General features: G+C 42.1%; 23 protein-coding genes and 1 pseudogene. 21 read left to right on the top strand and 3 right to left on the bottom strand.

What is annotated here, in order from left to right; translation table 11 throughout:
- Positions 1 to 74: 74 nt before the first annotated feature.
- Genes phnD through Q8G36_RS15470 form a run of 4 tightly spaced genes read left to right on the top strand, consistent with a single transcriptional unit; the run spans position 75 to position 3,572 of the window.
- Positions 75 to 1,109, top strand: coding sequence for a phosphate/phosphite/phosphonate ABC transporter substrate-binding protein (gene phnD / locus Q8G36_RS15455; RefSeq protein ID WP_305162081.1), 1,035 nt, complete (start codon positions 75 to 77; stop codon positions 1,107 to 1,109).
- A gap of 27 nt (positions 1,110 to 1,136) precedes the next feature.
- Positions 1,137 to 1,925: a phosphonate ABC transporter ATP-binding protein gene (gene phnC, locus Q8G36_RS15460; protein ID WP_141993957.1), complete on the top strand. Its 789-nt coding sequence runs from the start codon at positions 1,137 to 1,139 to the stop codon at positions 1,923 to 1,925.
- The gene (locus Q8G36_RS15465; protein ID WP_305162082.1) at positions 1,915 to 2,700 is read left to right on the top strand and encodes a PhnE/PtxC family ABC transporter permease; all 786 of its coding nucleotides are present in this window, start codon (positions 1,915 to 1,917) and stop codon (positions 2,698 to 2,700) included. The genes phnC and Q8G36_RS15465 overlap by 11 nt, the downstream gene beginning before the upstream one ends.
- Before the next feature lie 59 nt (positions 2,701 to 2,759).
- Entirely contained in the window at positions 2,760 to 3,572 is an 813-nt protein-coding gene (locus Q8G36_RS15470; RefSeq protein WP_305162101.1) for a PhnE/PtxC family ABC transporter permease, read from the top strand.
- 180 nt (positions 3,573 to 3,752) lie between these two features.
- On the opposite strand, the gene Q8G36_RS15475 is transcribed toward Q8G36_RS15470, so the two are convergent.
- Positions 3,753 to 4,256 carry a DinB family protein gene (locus Q8G36_RS15475; protein WP_305162083.1) on the bottom strand — a complete coding sequence of 168 codons (504 nt, stop codon included), beginning with the start codon at positions 4,254 to 4,256 and terminating at the stop codon, positions 3,753 to 3,755.
- Positions 4,257 to 4,989: 733 nt separating this feature from the next.
- Here Q8G36_RS15475 and Q8G36_RS15480 point away from each other — a divergent pair.
- The 5 genes from Q8G36_RS15480 to Q8G36_RS15500 all read left to right on the top strand — a co-directional run bounded on the left by Q8G36_RS15480 (position 4,990) and on the right by Q8G36_RS15500 (position 9,006).
- Entirely contained in the window at positions 4,990 to 5,658 is a 669-nt protein-coding gene (locus Q8G36_RS15480) for a YdeI/OmpD-associated family protein (protein WP_305162084.1), read from the top strand.
- 117 nt (positions 5,659 to 5,775) lie between these two features.
- On the top strand, positions 5,776 to 6,786 hold the full coding sequence (locus Q8G36_RS15485) for a permease (RefSeq protein ID WP_305162085.1): 1,011 nt from the start codon (positions 5,776 to 5,778) through the stop codon (positions 6,784 to 6,786).
- Positions 6,786 to 7,550, top strand: a complete 765-nt coding sequence (locus Q8G36_RS15490) for a TIGR03943 family putative permease subunit (RefSeq protein ID WP_305162086.1) — start codon at positions 6,786 to 6,788, stop codon at positions 7,548 to 7,550. The genes Q8G36_RS15485 and Q8G36_RS15490 overlap by 1 nt, the downstream gene beginning before the upstream one ends.
- 215 nt (positions 7,551 to 7,765) lie before the next feature.
- Positions 7,766 to 8,221, top strand: coding sequence for an RrF2 family transcriptional regulator (locus Q8G36_RS15495; RefSeq protein ID WP_063232644.1), 456 nt, complete (start codon positions 7,766 to 7,768; stop codon positions 8,219 to 8,221).
- 74 nt (positions 8,222 to 8,295) lie between these two features.
- Complete coding sequence (locus Q8G36_RS15500) at positions 8,296 to 9,006, top strand: DsbA family oxidoreductase (RefSeq protein WP_305162087.1); 711 nt, start codon at positions 8,296 to 8,298, stop codon at positions 9,004 to 9,006.
- Positions 9,007 to 9,306: 300 nt separating this feature from the next.
- On the opposite strand, the gene Q8G36_RS15505 is transcribed toward Q8G36_RS15500, so the two are convergent.
- Positions 9,307 to 9,651, bottom strand: a complete 345-nt coding sequence (locus tag Q8G36_RS15505; protein WP_305162088.1) for a hypothetical protein — start codon at positions 9,649 to 9,651, stop codon at positions 9,307 to 9,309.
- A 203-nt stretch (positions 9,652 to 9,854) separates the two neighbouring features.
- Between Q8G36_RS15505 and Q8G36_RS15510 the strand changes: the two genes are divergently transcribed.
- The 8 genes from Q8G36_RS15510 (at position 9,855) to Q8G36_RS15545 (ending at position 16,875) form a co-directional block, all read left to right on the top strand.
- Positions 9,855 to 10,670, top strand: a complete 816-nt coding sequence (locus Q8G36_RS15510; protein ID WP_305162089.1) for a uroporphyrinogen-III synthase — start codon at positions 9,855 to 9,857, stop codon at positions 10,668 to 10,670.
- Between the two features lie 13 nt (positions 10,671 to 10,683).
- Positions 10,684 to 12,138: a uroporphyrinogen-III C-methyltransferase gene (gene cobA / locus Q8G36_RS15515; RefSeq protein ID WP_305162090.1), complete on the top strand. Its 1,455-nt coding sequence runs from the start codon at positions 10,684 to 10,686 to the stop codon at positions 12,136 to 12,138.
- Between the two features lie 211 nt (positions 12,139 to 12,349).
- Positions 12,350 to 12,523: a hypothetical protein gene (locus tag Q8G36_RS15520; RefSeq protein WP_305162091.1), complete on the top strand. Its 174-nt coding sequence runs from the start codon at positions 12,350 to 12,352 to the stop codon at positions 12,521 to 12,523.
- A gap of 143 nt (positions 12,524 to 12,666) precedes the next feature.
- On the top strand, positions 12,667 to 13,077 hold the full coding sequence (locus tag Q8G36_RS15525) for a DUF4064 domain-containing protein (protein ID WP_305162092.1): 411 nt from the start codon (positions 12,667 to 12,669) through the stop codon (positions 13,075 to 13,077).
- 179 nt (positions 13,078 to 13,256) lie between these two features.
- Positions 13,257 to 14,915, top strand: coding sequence for an immunoglobulin-like domain-containing protein (locus tag Q8G36_RS15530; protein WP_305162093.1), 1,659 nt, complete (start codon positions 13,257 to 13,259; stop codon positions 14,913 to 14,915).
- 186 nt (positions 14,916 to 15,101) lie between these two features.
- The gene (locus Q8G36_RS15535) at positions 15,102 to 15,485 is read left to right on the top strand and encodes a DnaJ family domain-containing protein (protein WP_305162094.1); all 384 of its coding nucleotides are present in this window, start codon (positions 15,102 to 15,104) and stop codon (positions 15,483 to 15,485) included.
- A gap of 64 nt (positions 15,486 to 15,549) precedes the next feature.
- Positions 15,550 to 16,131, top strand: a complete 582-nt coding sequence (gene lepB, locus Q8G36_RS15540) for a signal peptidase I (protein ID WP_305162095.1) — start codon at positions 15,550 to 15,552, stop codon at positions 16,129 to 16,131.
- Between the two features lie 258 nt (positions 16,132 to 16,389).
- Complete coding sequence (locus tag Q8G36_RS15545; protein ID WP_034309313.1) at positions 16,390 to 16,875, top strand: DedA family protein; 486 nt, start codon at positions 16,390 to 16,392, stop codon at positions 16,873 to 16,875.
- A gap of 87 nt (positions 16,876 to 16,962) precedes the next feature.
- On the opposite strand, the gene Q8G36_RS15550 is transcribed toward Q8G36_RS15545, so the two are convergent.
- Positions 16,963 to 17,697 (bottom strand): SDR family NAD(P)-dependent oxidoreductase, encoded by a 735-nt coding sequence (locus Q8G36_RS15550; protein ID WP_305162096.1) that lies wholly within the window; start codon positions 17,695 to 17,697, stop codon positions 16,963 to 16,965.
- A gap of 450 nt (positions 17,698 to 18,147) precedes the next feature.
- Between Q8G36_RS15550 and Q8G36_RS15555 the strand changes: the two genes are divergently transcribed.
- The 4 genes and pseudogenes from Q8G36_RS15555 to Q8G36_RS15570 form a co-directional block, all read left to right on the top strand.
- Complete coding sequence (locus Q8G36_RS15555) at positions 18,148 to 19,485, top strand: MATE family efflux transporter (RefSeq protein ID WP_305162097.1); 1,338 nt, start codon at positions 18,148 to 18,150, stop codon at positions 19,483 to 19,485.
- 155 nt (positions 19,486 to 19,640) lie between these two features.
- Positions 19,641 to 21,053, top strand: a complete 1,413-nt coding sequence (pepV, locus tag Q8G36_RS15560; protein ID WP_305162098.1) for a dipeptidase PepV — start codon at positions 19,641 to 19,643, stop codon at positions 21,051 to 21,053.
- 21 nt (positions 21,054 to 21,074) lie between these two features.
- Positions 21,075 to 21,929, top strand: a complete 855-nt coding sequence (dat, locus tag Q8G36_RS15565) for a D-amino-acid transaminase (RefSeq protein WP_305162099.1) — start codon at positions 21,075 to 21,077, stop codon at positions 21,927 to 21,929.
- Positions 21,930 to 21,956: 27 nt separating this feature from the next.
- Positions 21,957 to 22,172, top strand: a pseudogene (locus Q8G36_RS15570) (divalent metal cation transporter); the annotation flags it as partial.
- Positions 22,173 to 22,336: the final 164 nt, after the last annotated feature.

A 22,336-nucleotide genomic window follows, 5' to 3' on the forward strand; every position in this document is an offset into this window, starting at 1 on the left:
GTATTGTACCGGTATTGTTATATGGGAAGTGACTGAAATGAGAAATGATCTTTAAAATAGGGGGGAGATTTAACGTGAAAAAATCGATGATATCCATATTGATGTTAGTTATTTTGATGTTGTTTACAGGCTGTTCTTCCAGTAGTTCAACAGGTGCAAATGAAGATGATACATTAACCGTAGCATGGCTGCCGAATGAATCCGGGGAAGATTTAGGGGAAGCCCGCGATGAAATCGGGAAGATCTTAGAAGATGCCACAGGAAAGAAAGTCGAACATAAGACCACTACGGATTATAACATTGCAATCGAGGCAATTGCTAATGGAAACGCAGATTTAGCATTCCTGGGAGCACAAGGATATATTGAAGCAAACAACAAAAACGATAAGGTTCAACCTCTAGTTGTTCCAAGCGGTGAATCAGGTACGTTGGATGATGCAGTCTATAATAGCTGGCTGGCTGTTCAAAATGCAGATGACTATAAAATTAACGGCGAATACAAGATAGACGATATCCAAGGGAAAAAGTTCTCTTTCGTATCAAATAGCTCTACATCTGGCTTCAAAGTTCCTTCCACAGGAATCGTTGATTATTTTTCGCAGCAAGATAAGTTTAAGGAATTAAAGGCCGAGGATTTATTGGAAGGCGGGAAAGATAAATTCTTCAGTGAAGTGCTTTATGGCGGTTCACACCAAGGATCGGCTGTAAATCTTTTGACCGGGAAAGCCGAAGTGGCAGCTTTTTGTGACACATGTGTCAATAATTATGTGGAGCTGGCTGATGGGGAAGAGAATAAAGCGGGTGCCGTGTATAAGGTAAAGAAGGATGCAGCTGAACCCTTCAACACAGTTGTAGATAAGACATTCTCTCTCATTTCAGTGACTCCAGTCTTGAATGCACCTTTCGTTGTTAACACCGAATTAGTCAGTGAGGAAACACGTGAAAAAATTCTTGAAACCTTGATGTCTGATGAAATAGCAAATAATGAGAAAGTTTTTGTACCAGAAGACTCTAAGTTATCAGGTCTATTTAAACGGGTGAGCGGAAAAGAAAGATTGGTAGAAGTTGAGGATGACTGGTTCAATCCAATTCGGGAATTATCTAAATAAACGCTCTTTAATGTAGGAGGATCATACATGAAAACATTATTGGAAGTGAAAAATGTCTCAAAACATTTTGGAAATGGTACAAAGGCGTTATCCAATATTGACTTCACTGTGAAAGAAGGAGAGTTCGTTTCTATCATAGGGCCATCTGGTGCAGGGAAGTCAACTCTTCTTCGATGCATCAATAGGATGATCGATGCTTCTAGCGGAGAAATCATTTTTGATAATGATCATGTTTACAAGGTGAATAAAAGGGAGTTAAAGAAAGTACGCAGGAAAATAGGGATGGTTTTTCAACATTACAATCTTGTAAATAGATTAAGTGTGATTGAAAATACCCTGCATGGACGATTAGGCTATAAATCTACACTGGCTGGAATCCTTGGACTTTATAGTGAAGAGGAGAAACTTCAGGCTGCTAAAGTTCTCCAAATTCTCGGTCTGGAAGATCAAATCTATAAAAGGTCCGATCAGTTGAGCGGAGGCCAGAAACAGCGGGTTGGTATTGCGCGGGCGCTTATCCAAAATCCTAAATTGCTATTGTGCGATGAACCGATTGCCTCTCTTGACCCGAATTCTTCCAAAGTGATCATGGATCATTTAAGGAATATCTGCACTTCCATGGGAATCACAGTAGTAGTCAACCTGCATCAAGTCGATGTTGCCCTGAAATATTCGGATCGAATCATCGGTGTGAATAGTGGCAAGGTTGTTTTCAATGGCACAACTCAAAATATAACCTCAAATGATATCCATCAGATTTATGGATCGGATGAAGGAAAGTTGATTTTTGATTTGGGAGGTTCCCATGTCGGCTGATGTTTTTGCAAAAAAGAGAAGAAACTCACTTGTATTGTTTTTGCTTATTGGGGCTGCGACGGCTGTTTCCATTATCATTACAGAATTCAGCATCGCAAAAGGGGTTACTTCGGTTCCTAAGGCCATACAATGGTCGTTATCGAATTTTTATCCAACAAAGGATTCCCTTACCAAACTGCCAGACATTTTGATAAAGCTGAAAGAAACACTTTTAATATCCGTTGCTGCAACCACATTAGCGGGAATATTGGCCTTTGTATTTGCCATATTGGGTTCCAATACGACAAGAGTGAATGCTTTTTTCGGAGGTTTTAGCCGTGGAATAGCAGTTTTATTTAGAAATATTGATGTCTCAATATGGGCGTTAGTTCTGTTATTTTCATTTGGACAAAGTTCCTTGACCGGTTATTTTGCCTTGTTTTTTGGATCTTTCGGTTTTTTAACCAGAGCTTTTATTGAAACGATCGATGAAGTGAGCTGCAGTTCCGTAGAAGCTTTGCAGACAACCGGCGCAAGTTATCTAACCGTCATTTCGCAGTCTGTTATCCCTTCAACCATTCCGCAAATGATCAGCTGGGTACTTTTTATGATTGAGACGAATATCAGGAATGCAACATTGGTCGGACTGCTTACAGGATCGGGTATTGGTTTTACGTTCAATCTTTATTATAAAAACTTGAGTTATGACATTGCCAGTCTTGTCGTCATTACGATCATCATTTCGATATTATCTATTGAATTGATCTCAAATTATGTGAGGAGGGTGATTTTATAATGCAGGCAGAGGGTCCAATCAAACCATTTCCTTCTCATACTGGCCGGGATTTAGATAATATGCTACTTGAACGGCTATCCAAAAAGCCCTTCTCGAAATCTTCAATCGCCATTAGGTTGAGTGTGCTGGTGCTAGCAGTTTTGACCATATACGCTTTTGCCAGTTTTGATTATAAGGATGTTAAACTGTGGGACGCGCTATTATTGACCGTCGACAATTTGAAGACCATGTTTTTTGAGCCGCATTTGAAGCACTTTACCTTTACTGAAGCGTTTTATCAGGTTTCGATTACATTAGGTTTAGCTTTCTTAACGACAATATTTGGTGCAATCATTGCCCTGATGTTGGGACTTTTAGCGGCTGGAAATATCTCGTCCAGGCCATTATCGATTATCATAAAGGGATCGGTTGCCCTGATTAGAGCCGTTCCTACCGTGTTATGGGTCCTCATTTTTGCAGTCGCAGCAGGGTTGGGCAGTGTAGCGGCAGTTATAGGAATGACGTTTCACTCCATAAGTTATCTTGTAAAGGCCTACTCGGAATCTTTTGAGGAAATTGATAAAGGTGCTATAGAAGCCCTGCAAGCAAGCGGTGCGAATTGGTGGCAGATCGTGTTCCAAGTCATCATTCCATCTTCGATCACTTATATCATTTCATGGACTTTCATGCGCTTTGAAATCAATTTTGCAGTGGCGGTCGCAATGGGCGCAGCGGCAGGCGCAGGAGGAATCGGCTTCGATATGTTCATGGCAAGTGGATTTTACTTTGACTTGAGTGAAATTGGAGCAATCACTTATTTTATCCTGGTAATTGCAATCTGTCTTGAAATCTTCGCAACACAGATCAAAAGAAAACTGAAAGTATCATCTTGATTCTAGAATAGGGAAATATGGGTTCTTCCCATCTATCAATTTGGTGCAGCCCCTGACAGTCACGTTCGTTTCATAGCATGCATGAAAGAAGACCACAAAATGAAGTGGTCTCTTTATTCGTTGAAAATCTTTAAATGTTGCCGTCGGCTGATTACTAATGGTGTCATTGTCATGAAAGGCTTATATAAGGGCGGACTTTATTTCTTGTATCTGTTTGATATGCCTTTGTTCATGTAAGGATAATAATTCAATCCATTGATCCAATGAGAGGTCCCCGAACAGGGGATGCTTGGCTTTCTTTCTATTTAACAAGATATCTGAATCCATATCATAAAGAACCTGTAATAATCGATCCCTTGATTCTGCCAGCAAATCCATAAGGCTCGATAATTGAAATGGGGTTGAAGAGGGTGAAATGACCTTAGGGGATGAGAATTTCCTTGTTCTATCAGTAACGAAGTAAATGTTTTTTTGAATGATATTATTAAAATCCCTTTCCTGAATGCCATTTGCTATAACTTCTGTAAAAACCTGTTCCGTAAGATATAAATGATGGCAAATTTGGGCGATGCTCCATACTTCAGGCACAGGCCTATGGTGGAGCATTTTTTCATCCAACTCCGTAATTTCCTCTATTAACTGTTTTCTTGATTCAAATAGCAAATCATACTCGATAAAATTCATAAGAACTCCCCTTTTGTGACACCCCATATGAAAGCATCACGGAATTTTTTAGATAGGAAAGAAAGGGATATCGACTGCATGACAAATGCAAAAAAACTAAGGTGATACGATGTGGTACTTATTAAAACACACATTGATTTCAAAAGGATTATGATTTTTATTCATTGATGGAGTTTGAATGTCTAATGATTGCAGGGGTGTGACACTATGCATTTAAGGAAGGTTTCTATTTGGGAAAGATCGCCAAAGATATCTCGCATTGTATAAAAAAAGCATGTTTCATGTGTAAGACCTTGGTTCAAAGATTGGCTTTTATATTGTCTTGAGGAAGAAATGCAGAGCTGGAGTCAGTCTGTACTCCAGGGACTACATTTTTTCTGGAGCTTTAATACCCTATCATGCCTATGCAAAAAAGTTAAGTTTATGCCTACTTAGAATGTTGCGCTTCAATACAAGAATGGGACGTCCAGGGCTTCCTTTGATGTACCGGAAAATGTAAGGTGGCATTCAATAGGGAAAAAGAAACTAAAAGAAGCCGGACATTGGAATTGATTATATCTGAATTATAGCACAGTTAATATTTTCCTAGAAATGATTATATCAAAAAAAGACGGAAGGTTTACACATCGTCTTTTTGTTTTTTTATTGGATAGACTATCAAGAGAAAAGTTGCTAACGCAATGGGGAGCTTTTAAACTGAAGTAAGACAAAATGAACTAGGATGGTGAATGCAATGGCTAAAACGATAGTCGGAAAACTGAATTTACATAAATATGAACGGGTTGCAGTCTTGAACCTGCCAGCCGGGGCGGATTATTTAGCAGAACTGCCGGATTACGATACAGAGCTTACAGAAAATGCCTATGATCTTATATTTGCTTTTGTATTGGATATGGATTCTTTAAAAGGAATTGTGGATAAGGTGATCGAGAAAAATCATTTGAGTAAAAACGGCTATATTTACTTGGCGTACCCCAAGAAGGGCAATAAAGAATATTCTACATATATTCATCGTGATGATTTGATGAAAGGCCTTGGTGCGGATGCAGAAGGTTATGTTGGCCCGAGTGACCTGAAGTTTGCACGTATGGTTGGGTTGGATGATGTCTTTACGGTAGTCGGACTGAAAGAAGATTCGAAAAATAGAAACCGTCCATCTACTAAAGCAAGCCAATCAGTAGATGATTATATCGAAATGATATCTGAAATTGAGAAAGATTTGCAGGATTCTCCTGATTTGCTTGCTTTCTATCAATCACTTACCCCAGGGTATCGCAAGGATTGGGCTCGTTACGTGTATAGTGCAAAACAAGAGACGACCCAAGTGAAACGGCGCCAGGAAATGAAAACGATTTTAGGAGAGGGTTACAAGAGCAGGGATCTATACCGAAGAAATAAATGAGGGCGGGGAATGTCTGCCATTCTCTTTTTTTCTTGTTCTGTTCAGCCTATCAAAAGCATATACTAGACCGAATCCAAACTTAAATCGTAATAATTATGATTTGCGAGGTGGTTGAATATGCTTTTGAAACGATACACGGGAAATTTGTTTTTAGGGATTCTGCTATTTTTGTTGCTGGCATTCTTTTTTCTAGGCGATGTATTCATTCCCAAAGCGATTGATTTCTCGGGCTACCCGATGCTCCACTCTGTGTTTGTCGTGTTTTTGGGATTGTTTTTAGAATCGATTCCTTTCCTGTTCCTGGGTGCCATTGCCTCTTCGTTCATCCAGTTGTTCATCAGTGAAGAAATCATTCAGCGGATGATACCAAAAAGACCCCTGACGGCCATTTTTACTGCGATAGGGGCGGCGCTGATCATTCCGGTTTGCGAATGTGCAATCATCCCGGTCGTCCGGAGATTGATTCAAAAGGGTGTTCCCGTCCATGCAGGTGTGGTCTTGCTCGTAACTGCCCCAATATTGAATGTCATCGTGTTCGGCTCAACTTATTATGCGTTCCAGAATAATCCGGCCATTCTATATGGAAGAATCATTCTTTGTGTCCTGACGGCCATAATCGCAGGATTATTCATTCATATATTCAGCACGAAAGATGTGGTGAAAGAGGAGAAGGTGGAACTGGTACACGGGCATGAACATGATATTCAGTCCAGTAAATGGACAAGCTTCATTGATCATGCTTCACAGGAATTTTTTATGGTCGGCAGATACTTTATCATCGGGGCCTTGTTTGCCAGTGTATTTCAAGTGTTTATGGATCGGACCGTAATGGCCGATATTGGTCAGGCGCCAATAAAAGGCACGGCGTTGATGATGGGAATTGCGTTTGTGCTTTCACTCTGTTCATCAGCTGATGCATTCGTTGCCGCCTCCTTTTCCCATAGTTTTCTGCCAGGCTCCATACTGGGTTTCCTTGTATTTGGTCCCATGCTGGATTTTAAAAATGTTTTGATCATGATGTCCTGTTTTAAACGGAGCTTCGTCGTCACGTATGTCCTGCTTGTTTTCGCAGTCGTCTTCAGCCTATGCCTGATTGCAGGCGGATTGTTCAGTAAGGGGGGCTTCTGATGAAACGTTTATTTATCCAAAGACTTGAAGGATTGCTTTTGCTTGGACTGGGCCTCATGATCTTTAAATTGTATGTTTCAGGATATTTAACGAAATTGATTGCACCCAAAATGGTCCCATATGCATTGGCAGCGCTTTTTGCTTTTTTAGTGATCAGCCTTCTCCGAATGAAAAAACAAAAACAGGGTGGACAACATTGTGATTGCGGAACGAATGGAGAGTCTTCCTCGTCCACGCTGGTCCTGAAATATAGTTTGTTCTTCATTCCGATTCTTCTGGGGTTCAGCTTGACCGATTTTACGTTAAGCGGGGAAGTGCTGGCGAAAAGAGGGATGGCGAAGCAGCAGGCACAAATGGTAAGTTCATATGATTCAGGGAAACATGCGAATGGGGAGGAAATCTCAGTAACCGATGATAATTATTTTGAAGTACTGGATGATTTACTGAACAACCTCGATACCATCGAGGGGAAGGAAATAGAACTTTCGGGGTTCATATACCGTGAGGATACATTTACGAAAAACCAAATGGCCATCTCCCGCCTCTCCATGTCCTGCTGTGTGGTCGATGCGACGTTATACGGATATATGGTCAACGGGAACGTGGAAGGAATGAAGACGAATGATTGGTATACGATTACAGGGACATTAAAAAAAGGAAGCTATAAAGGGGAACCCGTACCGGTGATCGATTTAAAAGAGTCGAAGAAAATAAAGGCACCCGAAGAAGCTTATTTATATGAAAATGTACAAATCATTCAGTAGAATTGGAAAACCCGGCAAAAGGATGATTTTGCCGGGTTTTGGTGCCGAAAGGGGATTGACGGATGCGTTACCGGATGTCGTATGATTCAAGATCATCATGAACTCATGATTTGTGCGCTACGGTCGAAAAAAACCAGAAACGGCGCCATTTGTTCGGGAGCACGTAACATAGTATAATTGGCCTTACAATGGATAGGATGTAGGGAGGGATAATCATGTCTTCAGGTAATCGAAACAATCAAATTGGACCGCCGCGGTTCGCTATTGCCATTCATTCTCTGGTTTGGCTCGCACAAAGCGAAAAGCTCCTGACAAGTTCGGCAATCGCCTTAAAGGTGAAGTCACACGCCACTTTTTTAAGAAGAGTGATGGCTCAGCTTGCAGCTGCGGGGATCGTCGAAACAAAGGAAGGACGGGAAGGCGGATATAGCTTGAAGGTGCCTGCTTCTCAGCTTACTTTGGCCGATGTGTATCAAGCAGTACGGCCGGAATGTCTTGTTTGTATGGAAACGAGCGAATGCGGTGAAGTCGGGAAGCAGCTGGATACGGCTTTGGAGGAGATCATGAACGAAGCCGAAAAGGAAACATTGCGCCTGCTAAAGGGCTATACATTGGAAGAATTCATGAAAAAAGTCGATTTCACCAATTTTGAAAATGAGTGTCTGGGTTAATATCCTTGCAAGAGGATACCCAGGATTATATAATGTGCTTAATACGATTGCATTTTAAATGAGGAGGTATTTACATGAAGGTGGAAATTTGGTCGGATTATCAATGTCCGTTCTGTTATATAGGAAAGCGTCGATTCGAAGAGGCGTTAAAGCAGTTTGAAAATAAAGATCAGGTAGAGGTTTCATTTCGCAGTTTTGAGTTGAACCCAGAGGCTGAGCGGGATATCAATATGACTCAAAATGAAATGCTGGCCAAGAAATACGGCATGTCTCAAGCGCAGGTGGAAGCGAACAGCCAAAACCTGACTCAACAGGCTAAAGAATTGGGACTCGATTATCATTTGGACAAAGTGGTCTTAACGAATTCGTTCGATGCTCACCGCTTGATGCACTTTGCTGAATCAAAAGGTAAAGAGAAAGAAATGAATGAACGCCTATTTAAAGCATACTTTACGGAAGGCAAACATATTGGCGATCACGCTACATTGGCTAGTTTGGCTGTAGAGGTTGGCCTTGAAAAGTCCGAGACGGAGGCCATGCTGGCAGGAACTGCATTCACGGCAGAAGTTAGAGGAAATGAGCAAGAAGGAAGCCTGCTAGGTATTACAGGTGTGCCATTCTTCGTCATTAACCGCAAGTATGGAATCTCCGGCGCCCAGCCAACAGAAGCGTTCCTGGATACGCTTAAAAAAGTATGGGCTGAGGAAAATCCGCTTACAATCGTGAATGATCCAGCAACAGGCGACGCTTGTACGGACGGTTCTTGTAACGTGCCGGAAAAATAATGAAGATATGTAGAAGGAGACCCGAAACTGGGGTCTCCTTTTTTATTTAAAAAGGAAATGTTATGTATGGCAAAGAATATAGTGTACAGGATGGCTTTTCGAAAAAGTCCGAAATGAAAGGGAGCTAAAGGGTGTATATAATAATAGGAATACTAGTCTTCTTGTTAGCATGTGCAGTAACTGCCAAACTAATTTCCTATAAATATTGGACATGTATTTATACGGCATTCGGAACTGATAATTATTTTAAGGTGGTTGCGAAATTGGAAAGTGAAGGGATACAATTCAAAACGAAAACCCCTATGAATTTAGGTTCCGAAAGCTTTCAAAATCGCCATGAAACCACTCAGTATGATGTTTTTGTAAAAAAAGAACAGGAGCATATTGGCCAAAGGGCACTAAACAAGAATTGACAAAAGTTCCGTTGGAAATTACTGTCTTGATGGCAGCTTTTTTACTGGATGAACAAGGTAAAATGAGGGTATTGAAGTTTTGCGTATCGAATTGCTCCGAAATCACGAGTAAAAGCCCGAAACTCACGAGTATTTGCTCCAAACTCACGAGTAAAAGCCCGAAACTCACGAGTGTTTGCTCCAAATTCACGAGTAAAAGCCCGAAATTCACGAGTGTTTGCTCCAAACTCACGAGTGTTTGCTCCAAATTCACGAGTGTGGGACTTATAAAAAGCAAAGTGCTGCTAATCCCTTTTTCCATTGATTTCATATAGGATAATAGAAAGAAAAAGCGTTGATTTTGATTTGGAATGCGTTTTTTATAGTTTCAAAGACTGAAAATTTGTATAATGGGTGAGATGGATTTAATTGAATGTACATATAGGAGGGGCATGGATGAGTAAGCTTAATGGCAGGACCGTTGCTTTATTGGGAGCGCGGAAGACGGAAGAACTTAGTAAAATCGTTCAAAATCTTGGGGGAGTCCCGCTCGTTCGCCCGGCACAGGGGACGGTTTTCCTTGATGATTCCCATTTGGAAGAGGATGTCAACCGATTGATGGCAGGGGAGTTCGATTGGATCATCCTCACGACGGGAGTGGGGACGGAATTATTATATAAAACGGCAGTGAAGATGGAAGCGGGAGATCGTTTCATAGAAGCCTTGCAGTCTATGAAAATTGCAGCTAGGGGCTATAAAACGGTGAATATGCTGAAAAAGCTTGGCCTGCAGCCATTAATCCGTGATGATGATGGCAGTACGGCAGGACTTGTTCGCAATCTGGAAGGCCATCTGCCTGAAGGTGTAAAGGTCGCTTTGCAGCTTCACGGCGATCCGGCGCCTCTTTTGATGAACTGGTTGGATGAACAAAAAGTGGAACATAAGGAAATCCTGCCATATGAACATATACCGCCCGAAAAAGAAACGATGCAGCAGCTGATCCAAGAAATCCTTGAAGGCAAAATCGATTCAGTTGTGTTCACGAGTGCACCGCAGCCGCGAAATTTAATGAGATTTGTCCGTGAACAAGGTGTGGAGGATAAGATAATCGACCTGTTTGCATCAGATGTAATTGCTCTTGCGGTCGGAAAGGTAACGGCGCAGGTGGTTATCGATGAAGGGGTCAAGCGGGTCATTTATCCTGAAGATCAACGGATGGGCAGTGCAATGGTGGAGCTGGTGAAATATTATCAGGGAATAGCAAGCAGATAGGGGTGAGTGCGGCATGACCAAGGGCATGGTCTATTTTGTGGGTGCAGGTCCGGGTGATGTGGGCCTGATTACTGTAAAAGGTCAAAAAGCGATTGAAAAAGCGGACGTCATTTTATATGACAGATTGCTAAATCCCAAACTGTTGGAGGCTGCCACCCTCGATTGTGAATGGATATATTGTGGCAAGACACCATATACGAATGGCATCAGTCAAGGGGAAATCAATGAGCTGCTTGTTTCCAAAGCACTGGCAGGGCATAGGGTCGTCCGTTTGAAAGGCGGTGATCCTTCCGTTTTTGGAAGAGTCGGGGAGGAAGCGGAATCGTTGAAGGATGAGGGAATCCCATTCGAAGTCATTCCGGGGGTTACGTCCAGCATTGCCGCATCCATATACGCAGGAGTCCCCGTCACACATCGGGATTACGGACGTTCCTTTGCGATGGTGACGGGCCATGACCGAACGAAGAAGGATATAGATTGGAACGGGCTTGTGAATAGTATAGATACGGTTGCCTTTTATATGGGCGTGGCCAACCTTCCGTATATCCGCGAAAATTTGATCAACCATGGAAAGCCGGGGAACACGCCGGCACTCGTCATTCAATGGGGCACTTATGGAAGACAGGAAAGTGTCGAGGGGACCTTGGATGATATCGTCGAAAGGGTAAGTGAAAGGGCGCTTGGCAATCCTGCGATCACCTTGGTCGGGGATATCATTTCACTAAGGGGAAAACTGCAATGGTTCGAAAAGAAGCCGCTGCAAGGAAAACGGTTTTTAGTGGCCCGGACCGGGACGGCAAAAAGTTCCTTGGCAGAAACACTGCATGAACTTGGCGGCGAAGTCATCGAGTTTCCAAAATGGAATGCGGCAAAAGTGAAAATAGATGAAAGTCAGCTGCTCTCTTTTCTTTTGTATGATCGGATTCTCTTCACTTCACCCGAAAGTGTCCATGGGTTCTTGGATTCACTAACTGAACATGCTATTGATTTCCGCCGGATTTCTTCTAAACTTTATGTGTTATCAAGGAAATCGAAAAAGGCTTTACAGCAACGGGGACTGATGGCCGAGCTCAAATCCGAGATGTCGGAAGCCGGAACCTTGTTGGTTGTAGGAGATCGAAACAGAGATCATAGAGATCCGGCTCATGGGGACGGAGACTATTTTCAATCAATCGATAAATTTGTCGATGAAAGATTTCTTGAAATCCTTCCGAGAATGCTGGACGGGAAAGCTGTCGGAACGGTACTATTTTCGAATCGGCATTCAGTTGATATGCTGATGCAATATGGGAACAAGGCAGACGTGGATATTGAAGGGCTGCTAAATCAAGCCTCCATCGGGGTAATCGGGGAAAGTACCGGCAATAGACTTAAAGACTATGGATTTACATTGGATATGATGCCGGAAGAACCGTCTGTCGAACAATTGGTGGAGTTAATCGTGAATAGGAATGTTTTTAGGCTCTGATAAAAACAGAGTCTATTTCCTTTGGAAGAGTTTCGTTATTCATTCCTATAGAAATGTTGTTGGCGTTCAGTGTTATGGCCTATCGTGTTATCATTTAATTACGGGACATCACGGGAACATCCGGAATGATCGGAAAGCCCTCGCTTACTGCTTTTATTGGGGATTTCCAGAATTGAAGGATCTTTAACATTCAATGACAGGGGGTGACTTGGTGTTTAATATTAGCGATCTTTTATGGCAATTATTCTACCTTGCCCTACTTGTTCTGTTATTCGTAATGGTTGTGAAGGCGATCCGTTTCTTCATAAAACATATGACAAAAATGAATAACCTGGAAAATAAAAGAGATGAATTAAATGAACGATTGAAAAAGAAGGAAGACTGACGGCCCCATCTCCGTGTCGTTTGGGCAGGGATGGGTGTGTTAAAGCACATAAGATTTTGAGGAGTATGGGAATAATAAAAGTTTTTTATTCCTTCTCAGATTGGGTATTAGATATAAGTGACTTTTCCAGGGAGGCGAAGTAAATGAAACGGACATGGGAATTCGTATTAAGTATTATAGGCGTGAGTATCGCTGCGATTTTTTTAATCTTGACGATCATAGCGGCCGTTTATCTCAACAGTATCGATTTGAAAGAAATGATGGACCACTCATTAATGACGGATTCTGAGTTTTCCTCGTCTGAGGTAGATATGTCAATCAAGTTGTTCATGGGCATACTATGGGCGGGGATCATATCGCTGTTCATTGCCTTGGCAGGGGGGGTGATCGCTATCTTTCTATTAAAGGGCGGCAAAGCAAAGGGAGCCGGAATCTTATTGATCATTACGGGCATTCTGACGATCTTTCATGTTTGGCCGCTTATCTTCTTCATCATACCGGGTATCATGTGCCTTGTAAGGAAGCCGCGGGAAACGGTGGAAGTGATCGAATAATCCGACACCATACATAGTTTTGTGATTTGCAAACAAAGGAGCTGTCCCGAAAATGCGGGTAAGCTCCTTTTGTGCTGTGAGGATATTTTAGGGCATTATACCTTTTTATACCTGCAATCACCAGTCTATCATGTTACTATTATTATAGTTTTAAATATAAATAGACTGGAGTTCGATCAATGAAGATACCTTTAATGAAGGTTGGAATAATGACCTGTTTAACACTCGGTTTGTTCAATGGACAGGCTTTTGCAGAGTCTGGAATAACCTATGCGTGTTCAACATTCGGTGAGATTCAACCCAATGAAAATCCTTCCCATAAGCAGATCAACTGCTTACTGACGAATGCGGCAATACAGGCTGAAATCCCCCCTGAAGTGGTAAAAGCGGTGGCTACGCAGGAAAACGGGGATTGGAGGCAATTTAGTGATGACGGTAAACCGATTATATCCGGAGATGGCGGTATCGGTCTAATGCAGCTTACAAATAAAAGTGGGTATGACCAGAAAAAGCTTGAAAATGATATAGTCTACAATATCGAGGCAGGCGTCGAGGTACTGAGTGGCATGTATTCAAGAAGGGATTTGCCCAAGATCAAAGGTGCAGGACGCAGGGTCATCGAAAATTGGTATTTCCCTGTCATGGCATACAATGGGACAAAACCGGTGAACAGTCCACTTTACCAGGAAAACGAGAAAATAAATGCGAATGCCTACCAAGAGGAAGTATTTGCCCAGATAGAAAACCAAAGTTATTTGAATGATACAAAACTAGCAAAATATCCATTCAAAACAACGGACTTTCAATATGATCGGGATAGCACTGAAAATATCATCTTTAAAAATCTTGAATACACACTGACAGATCAAACGCATGACTCTGTTTATTGGTTCAAGGCTGGAGACAAAGTGGTGACGACATCCAGCGCGAATATCAGGAAAGAAATAAACACTACGGCAGGTGCAGTATCTGTGCCACCCAATACAAGCTTGATCATCACAGGGAATTTTGACTATCACGAATCTAAGGGAAATAAATTTGTCTTTTACCCCGTACAAACGGAAGACAAGAGTATTAAGGGGTATGTTTCATCGGCTTACATCTCCAATAGGCTATCGAATGTCGTGCCTATCCAGGATACGGATAAACCTGTGATTTCAGGTGCCGGGAATAAAACCATCAAACTTAATTCTTCATTCAATCCAAAAACAAACGTGAGTGCCAAGGATAATGCCGATGGCAACTTGACTAGTAAAATCAAAGTGACGGGTACAGTGAATACGAAGAAAAAGGGGACCTATACATTGAAGTATACGGTCACCGATTCATCGAAAAATGCAGCGACAGTCACAAGAAAGATCACGATAGATGGCACCAAGCCAGTCATCTCCGGAGCCAATAGTAAAACCGTTGGCTATTATTCGACATTCAACCCTAAATCAGGCGTATCTGCGAAAGATAACCTGGATGATGGCAACTTGACTAGTAAAATAAAGGTGACAGGTACGGTGAATACAAAGAAAAAGGGAACGTATACATTAAAGTATACAATCACTGATTCATCGAAAAATACTGCGACAGTCACAAGAAAGATTACGGTAGACAGCACCAAGCCTGTCATTTCCGGTGCCAAAAGTAAAACCATTGCCTATAACTCGACATTCAATCCTAAATCAGGTGTATTCGCGAAAGATAATCTTGATGGGAGTTTAACAAGTAAGATCAAAATAACCGGGACTGTGAATACGAAGAAAAAAGGCACCTATACATTGACTTACACAGTTACGGATAAATCGAAGAACAAGGCAGAAGTAAAAAGGAAAATCACAGTTAAATAAAAGGCAAAAAAGGATTCCCGCAAGGGGAATCCTTTTTTTGATGTCTGAATGTGTTTGGCTGAAAAATACGTATATATAATAGTAGAAAGTGTTCCTGGATGGATCATCCAGGGTGGAGAGAATATTGATAAAAATGTTATAATTGTAAATACATGTAATGAAAAGTGGTCTGAAGGGGGATTGTTTATGGGCAAAGAAAACGGGCATGTGAACTGGATGGATCAGATTTTTAAGGAATATGAAAGAGACGGCGGGCTGAAGAATAATCCTGGCTTTGGAAAACCGCTTCCGGAGTCGTCGCTATCGGGAAATATATATGACAACTTCTTGAGGAAGGCCAAGGATGCCGGCTACCTACCGCTTTGGATAAAATGGCAAAAAGAAATTCGGGAAGAGCTATCCGGATTGGTTAGATTGAAAAAAATGAATGGAACTGAACCTGAATTAGTGAAACGAATTGATGAAATAAATGAGAAAGTCCGTACATATAATGCGATTTGTCCAGCCCAAATGCAGCGGAGGGAAATAGAGTTGGAAAGCATCGATATCCAATATGAAAAATGGAAGTAATTGATAATGTGTAAAATGTGGGTATTTGTATGACGTGATCATGAAAGGATTATGATATAATGGCATGAATAAAAAACAGAGAGAGGGACTTCGATTGGAAAATAGAAAAGAAGTTTTTTCATGGATAAAAGCGATATTGATTGCAGTCATTCTAGCTTTTTTAATTCGAACGTATATTTTTGCACCGATTGTCGTGGACGGTGAGTCAATGATGCCGACTCTGCAAGACCACGAAAGAATTGTTCTTACCAAGTTTGGAACGAATATCGATAATATCGACCGGTTTGATATTGTCGTTTTTCATGCAACGGTAGATAAAGATTATATAAAAAGGGTTATCGGTCTGCCAGGTGACCATATTGAATATAAAGACGATACGCTTTATATTAATGGTAAAGCTTATGAAGAACCATACTTGGACAAATATAAGAATCAGATGGCAGCAGGAGTGCCGCTGACTGAATCATTCAAGCTCGAAGATATTACAGGCAGCATGACAGTGCCGGAAGACCAGTTGTTCCTTATGGGGGACAATCGCCAAAATAGTTTGGATAGCCGTGAAATCGGCACGATTTCCGTCGATGAAATTGTAGGCAAGGCGAATCTAGTGTATTGGCCAATCAATGAAATAAAGATTGTGAAATAAGAAGAAGCGGACTCAGTCATCGAGTCCGCTTTATTGTTGCCGTTTTTCATTTCCGTAAAGGGGAAACATTGATTAGCATTGTCATACAGTATTTCAACAAAAAACGTGTCCATTCTTCTTTTTTTTCTATTTTTTTCATGAAAATCAACTCATTTGGGTTAAATTAGGTTATCCTATTAAAAAGAAGTAATCACGTTAACCAGGCCCGCATAAGAAATGGGTTACTTTAAAAAAGGGTGCTGAGATGGAGTACTTTAGATGGATATAGTAAAAGATTTAATATCAAACTATGGTTATTTTGCGATATATGGACTGTTGGCGATTGGGATTATTGGCTTGCCTGTACCTGATGAGTTCATGATGACTTTTGTCGGCTATTTATCATCCATTTCCGTTTTGAATGTCCAGGGAGCATTCCTTGTCAGTTTCCTTGGATCGATATCCGGGATGCTTGTCAGTTATTTCATCGGGAAAAAGGTGGGGAAGCCTTTTTTGAGGAAGCATGGTAAGTGGATCAAAATGACCCCCGCGAGGTTGGAAAAATTGGAGAAATGGTTCAATAAATACGGTCCTTGGACCATTATCATAGCCTATTTCATCCCAGGAGTCCGTCACTTCGCCAGTTACATTTCCGGTATGAATGGAATGGGGAAACGAAAGTACTTTATCTTTGCAGGTGCAGGTGCATTCAGCTGGTGTTTGGTATTTACGACTTTTGGCTATTTCATTGGTGTGTTAACTTAACTTATTACAACTTGCAAAATTTCTTTATTGAATCAGAAAATCCCGTTTCTGGATCTGTAGAAACGGGATTTTCCATTTCTGCTATAATTATTGAGCTGAGTATCCACCGTCGATGACAAGCTCGGCACCAGTTACGTATGAAGCGTCATCGGATGCTAGATAAAGCACGGCATTTGCAATATCCGCCGGCTGACCCAAACGTTGTAATGGAGTTGCCTTGACCATTTGGTTCACTAATTCTTTTGACTCTTCTAATTTTTGAGTCATGGGTGTTTCGATGATACCAGGGAATACGGCATTGACACGGACGCCCATGCGGCCATATTGCGTTGCGGCAGCCTTGGAAATGGCACGAACGGCACCTTTTGAAGCAGAATAAGAGTTTAAGCCCATTCCGATTTGAGCAGTAAAGGAAGAAATGTTCACAACTGCGCCTTTACCTTCTTTAGCCATGTGAGGAACAACGTGTTTCATTCCAAGGAATGGTCCAAATCCATTGATGCTTAACATTAGCTGCCAATCGGTCAATGTCGTATCGTTAATGCCTTTTTCCGTTGAGATACCGGCATTGTTAACCAAAATGTCGATTTTGCCAAATTTAGCGATAACTTCATCCGTCATCTTTTTCCAGTTTTCGTCTGAAGATACATCAAGTACAGTTCCATGGACGTTATCCAGTTCATTCACAACAGCTACAGCTTTTTCATTGATATCAGCAGCAATGACTTGTGCTCCTTCTTTTGTGAATAGTTTTACCATTTCCCTTCCCATACCGGATGCTCCGCCAGTGATAATGGCTACTTTATTAGTCAATCTTCCCATCATGATCACTCCTATTAGATGTTTAACGATGAATTTATGTTCAAGCATAGTTCAAAAGTGATATTATCAACGAGCGATACTATAACTCCTTCAAGAATCCGTCAAGCATTTTATTTTCCGGCTTGCGAATTTCCTTTTTCTTGCTGGATAAAAAAGTTCATGTATGTCTGTAAAAAATGTACTTCCCATAACCGCTGCAGGTTGAAAGCGATATCAATCTTTTATTCTTCAAATTTTGATACCGTAAATTATCAGCTTGACCCGTTCTATTTGAAACGATTCACAAGTAATCTTGTAGAGGCATCCCATGCAGGTTTGGGAGCACCATATGTTCAATTCTAGTGATTGAAATTGAATACTGCAATCTTTTTGTACTTTGTATACAAATTTTTATAACGTCATTCCAATTCTAACTTTTCAGAACTTTTATGTACATAGGAGGTCATTTTTATGAATAACAGAGCGTATCTTTCCTTGGCCATTCCGCTTACGATTTCGACGATGAGTACGCCCTTGCTCGGTGCGGTCGATACGGCTGTGGTTGGAAAGTTGAGTGATCCCGCTTATATTGGCGGGGTGGCTGTCGGAACCATAATTTTTAATACGATGTATTGGCTTTTTGGTTTTCTTCGGGTCAGTACATCTGCCTTCGCTGCACAAGCGGAGGGGGCAAGGGATGAAAAGCAAAGCCTGATGGCCTTGATTCGGCCTTTTTTCATTGCAGCGATCATCGGTCTGCTTTTTATTGTGATTCAAAAGCCCATTTTGAATGTCTCGTTAGGCGCAATCGGTCCGGAATCGGACGTTTCCGCCTTTGCCGCAGATTATTTCGGCATCCGGATATGGGGTGCACCTTTTGCATTATTGAACTATGTCATCTTAGGCTGGTTAATCGGGAAATCCAGGATAAAAACATCTTTGTTCATTCAAGTTTTCATGAACGTGATGAATATAGTCTTATGCCTCGTTTTTGTAAATGGCTTCTCATGGTCTGTATCAGGGGTTGCTGCCGCTTCATTGATATCAGAGATTTCCGCTTTTTTTCTGGGCTTGTGGGTGATCCGGAAAGCGGTTAACGTACCGGCTTCATTTTCATTCCGGGAGGGGTTCGATCGGGCTTCCCTTAAAAGAATGATGGTGGTCAACAGGGATTTATTCATCAGGACCATTTGCTTGATCACGGTTTTCAATCTTTTTACGGCCAAGGGAGCCACTTTCGGGACAGAGACACTGGCGGCCAATGCCGTACTCATTCAAATCCATTACCTGATGGCCTATTGCTTTGATGGCTTCGCGAACGCGTCGAGTCTTCTGGTCGGGAAGGCGATTGGTTCGAGAGATATAAACCTTTATAAAAAAACACTCTCACTATCGGCGCGGTGGGGCTTGTATGCTTCGTTCATACTAGCCGCATCTTACTATCTATTTAGCGATGAGGTCATTCTCCTTTTCACGGATATTCCCGGCGTCATCGAACTGGCTCATGAATACGGACTTTGGATAGTCCTATTCCCATTCAGTGCCTTTACCGGACTCATTTTTTATGGAGTGTTTACCGGTGCGACTGAAGCCGTTCCTGTAAGGAACTCGATGCTCCTTGCACTATTGGCTTTTCTATTTGTCCAATTCATAGCTGTCCCGCATCATGGCAATCATGGATTATGGCTAGCATTCCTGGCTTTCAGTTTAGGACGTTCCGTGTTTTTAGCATTATACATCCCAAGGCTAAACCGAAAAGTAACAAAGCTTATGGATGCCGATAGTTTAATGAAATCATCCTCTTTTTAATAAAAGAGGGTGTTTTTTATTTATGCAGGGGATTTTATCGGTAGTTTGACGGTAGCGATAATACGGGAATACGAAGAATAGGTAGCAACGCTTGGCGAATCAGGTAGTAAAAGTGATAAAATGAAAAATATATATAAAAGAGGAGTTGTCGTATTTTGAGTGAATTGAATTGGCGAAAAGAAGTTGAAAAACGGAAAATGGACTTATTACTGGACACACAAAACTTATTGAAAATAAAAAGTGTACTGGATGAAGAACATCCGACAGAGGAGGCCCCATTCGGTAAAGGGGTGAAGGAAGCGCTTGATTTCATGCTTCAATTAGGCGAAAAAGACGGTTTTACTGTGAAAAATGTCGATAATGTCGCCGGTCATATCGAAATGGGTGAAGGCGAGGAGTTAATCGGGATATTGTGCCATGTCGACGTGGTACCTGAGGGAGATGGCTGGAGTTCGGATCCGTTCGGCGCTGAAATCCGTAATGGCCGCATATATGCTCGTGGGGCAATCGATGATAAAGGGCCGACGATGGCTGCCTATCATGCGATGAAGCTGGTCCGGGAGCTAGGAGAACCTTTGAACAAACGTGTGAGGATGATCATTGGAACCGATGAAGAATCGAACTGGCGCTGCGTTGACCGGTACTTTGAAGTGGAGGAAATGCCCTCGATCGGCTTCGCGCCAGATGCTGACTTCCCGATCATCAGTGCGGAAAAAGGAATCTGGGATTTCTCGGTTATACACCCTGCCGATGCAGGAAATGGCACGAACTCAAACGTGAATGTTTTGGAATTTTCTTCAGGTCGAAGGACGAACATGGTACCGGATTTTGCTACTGCCATTGTGGAAGCGGCTAACCCTGCTGAATTGGCGGCAAATTATCAGGATTTTTTGCAAAAATACTCATTGAAGGGCCAAGCCGTTCCGCAAAAAAATCAAGTGCTGCTTGAAATGAATGGTGTCTCGGCACACGCGATGGAACCGAAAAATGGAAAGAATGCAGGTCTCCATTTAGCCGTATTTTTAGCTGATCTTACTCTTGATCCGCATGCCAGAGCCTACTTCACTTTCATTAAGGATCGTTTGTTTGAAGATTCCCGCGGAAATAATTTAGGTGTGGCTTATTCGGATGAGCAAACAGGAGAATTGACGGTCAATGCCGGCGTTTTCAATTATTCTAAACAAGGGGACAGCTCGATCGGTTTCAGTATGCGTTATCCGGTGACGTACGAGTGGGAACAGCAAAAGGCGGCATTGGAAGAAAGACTTGCGGCATATAATTTGAAAGTGAAGACCAATTCGCATTCAACTCCACATTTTGTGGACAGTGAAAGCTTCTTGATTAAGACGTTGCAGGAAGTTTATGAAGCGGAGACAGGTGATAAAGCTGAACTCCTTTCGATTGGCGGCGGCACATACGCCCGTTCATTGAAAGAGGGCGTTGCATTTGGCCCGCTTTTCCCTGGCAGCGAAGACATTGCGCATCAGAAAGATGAATATATTGATATTGAAGATATGCTTAAGGCTACGTCCATTTATGCACGTGCCATTCATGAATTGGCTAAATAAGAGGCTGAGAGGGAGAAAGACATGGGAAAAATCATTTTTAACGGCGACCTTAAATGCAGGTCCGAAGTAAAGGTGGATATTGAAGACCGGGGATATCAATTCGGTGATGGCGTCTATGAAGTCATCCGGGTTTATAATGGCGAATTATTTACGGGGGACATGCATCTGAACCGGCTGATGGACAGTGCGAAGTTGATACAGATGAAAGTTCCCTTTACTGGAGCGGAAATCAAAACCCGCATGAAAGAGCTGATCGCTGAAGATCAACTGAAGGACGGTATCGTCTATATGCAGCTGACAAGGGGCGTATCTAAGCGTACACACTCATTTCCAACTGCAGAAGTGGAACCGGTTTTTGTTGCCTATACCAAGGAAATGCCTTATACAGGAAAAATGAAGCCAGGGGTCAATGCTGTTACCACCGACGATATACGCTGGCTGCGCTGTAATATCAAGAGTTTAAATCTACTGGGTAATATAATGGCTAAACAGCAAGCGGTCGAAGCCGGCTGTGATGAAGCGATCCAGCATCGTGATGGTACGGTGACGGAGGGAAGTTCGTCCAATGTCTCAATCGTGGTGGATGGGCTACTTAAAACACATCCGGCCACAAACTTGATCCTTAATGGAATTACCCGTCAGGTAATGCTGAAACTTTGCGCTGATCATGGGATTCCCTATGTCGAAGAAGCCTTCACGGTCGAGGACATGATGGCAGCCGACGAAGTCCTTTATACAAGCACAAGCGTCGAAGTGACACCAATTATTAATATCGATGGCCAATCGATTGCAGCCGGGGAACCCGGCCCGATAACCCAAAGACTGCAGAAACTGTTTTCCGAGGAAATCGAGAAGCAATGCGGTTCCATTAAATAGATAAAAGCCCCTTTGCCACTATTGTTATGGGGAGTGAATCCATCCAAAGCACTTGTGATGAGCCAAGTTGTACTCTCGTTTGGCATCGCGTTTGCCTTAGTGCCGTTGATCATGTTTACAAGCAATAAAAAAATCATGGGCAACCTGGTCAACCATAAAATCACCTCGAGCGCCGCTTGGCTTATAGCTGTACTTATCATTGGACTGAACTTGTTCCTGCTTTACGAAACACTGTTCAGCTAAAAGAAGAAAATGAAGAATGGGACCAATTTTTGGTCCTTCAGTTTGTAGACAAAAGGGGTTCGGAATTAAAAAATTCTGAACCCCTTTTGAAATTCCCTTTGAATTTTCGCCTAAAGTTAAGAGATTGGGGCTCTACGAGCCCACTATGTTAGGCCATTTTTGGA

It is taken from the genome of Peribacillus frigoritolerans (genome assembly GCF_030676415.1).
GTDB lineage: Bacteria > Bacillota > Bacilli > Bacillales > DSM-1321 > Peribacillus > Peribacillus frigoritolerans_A.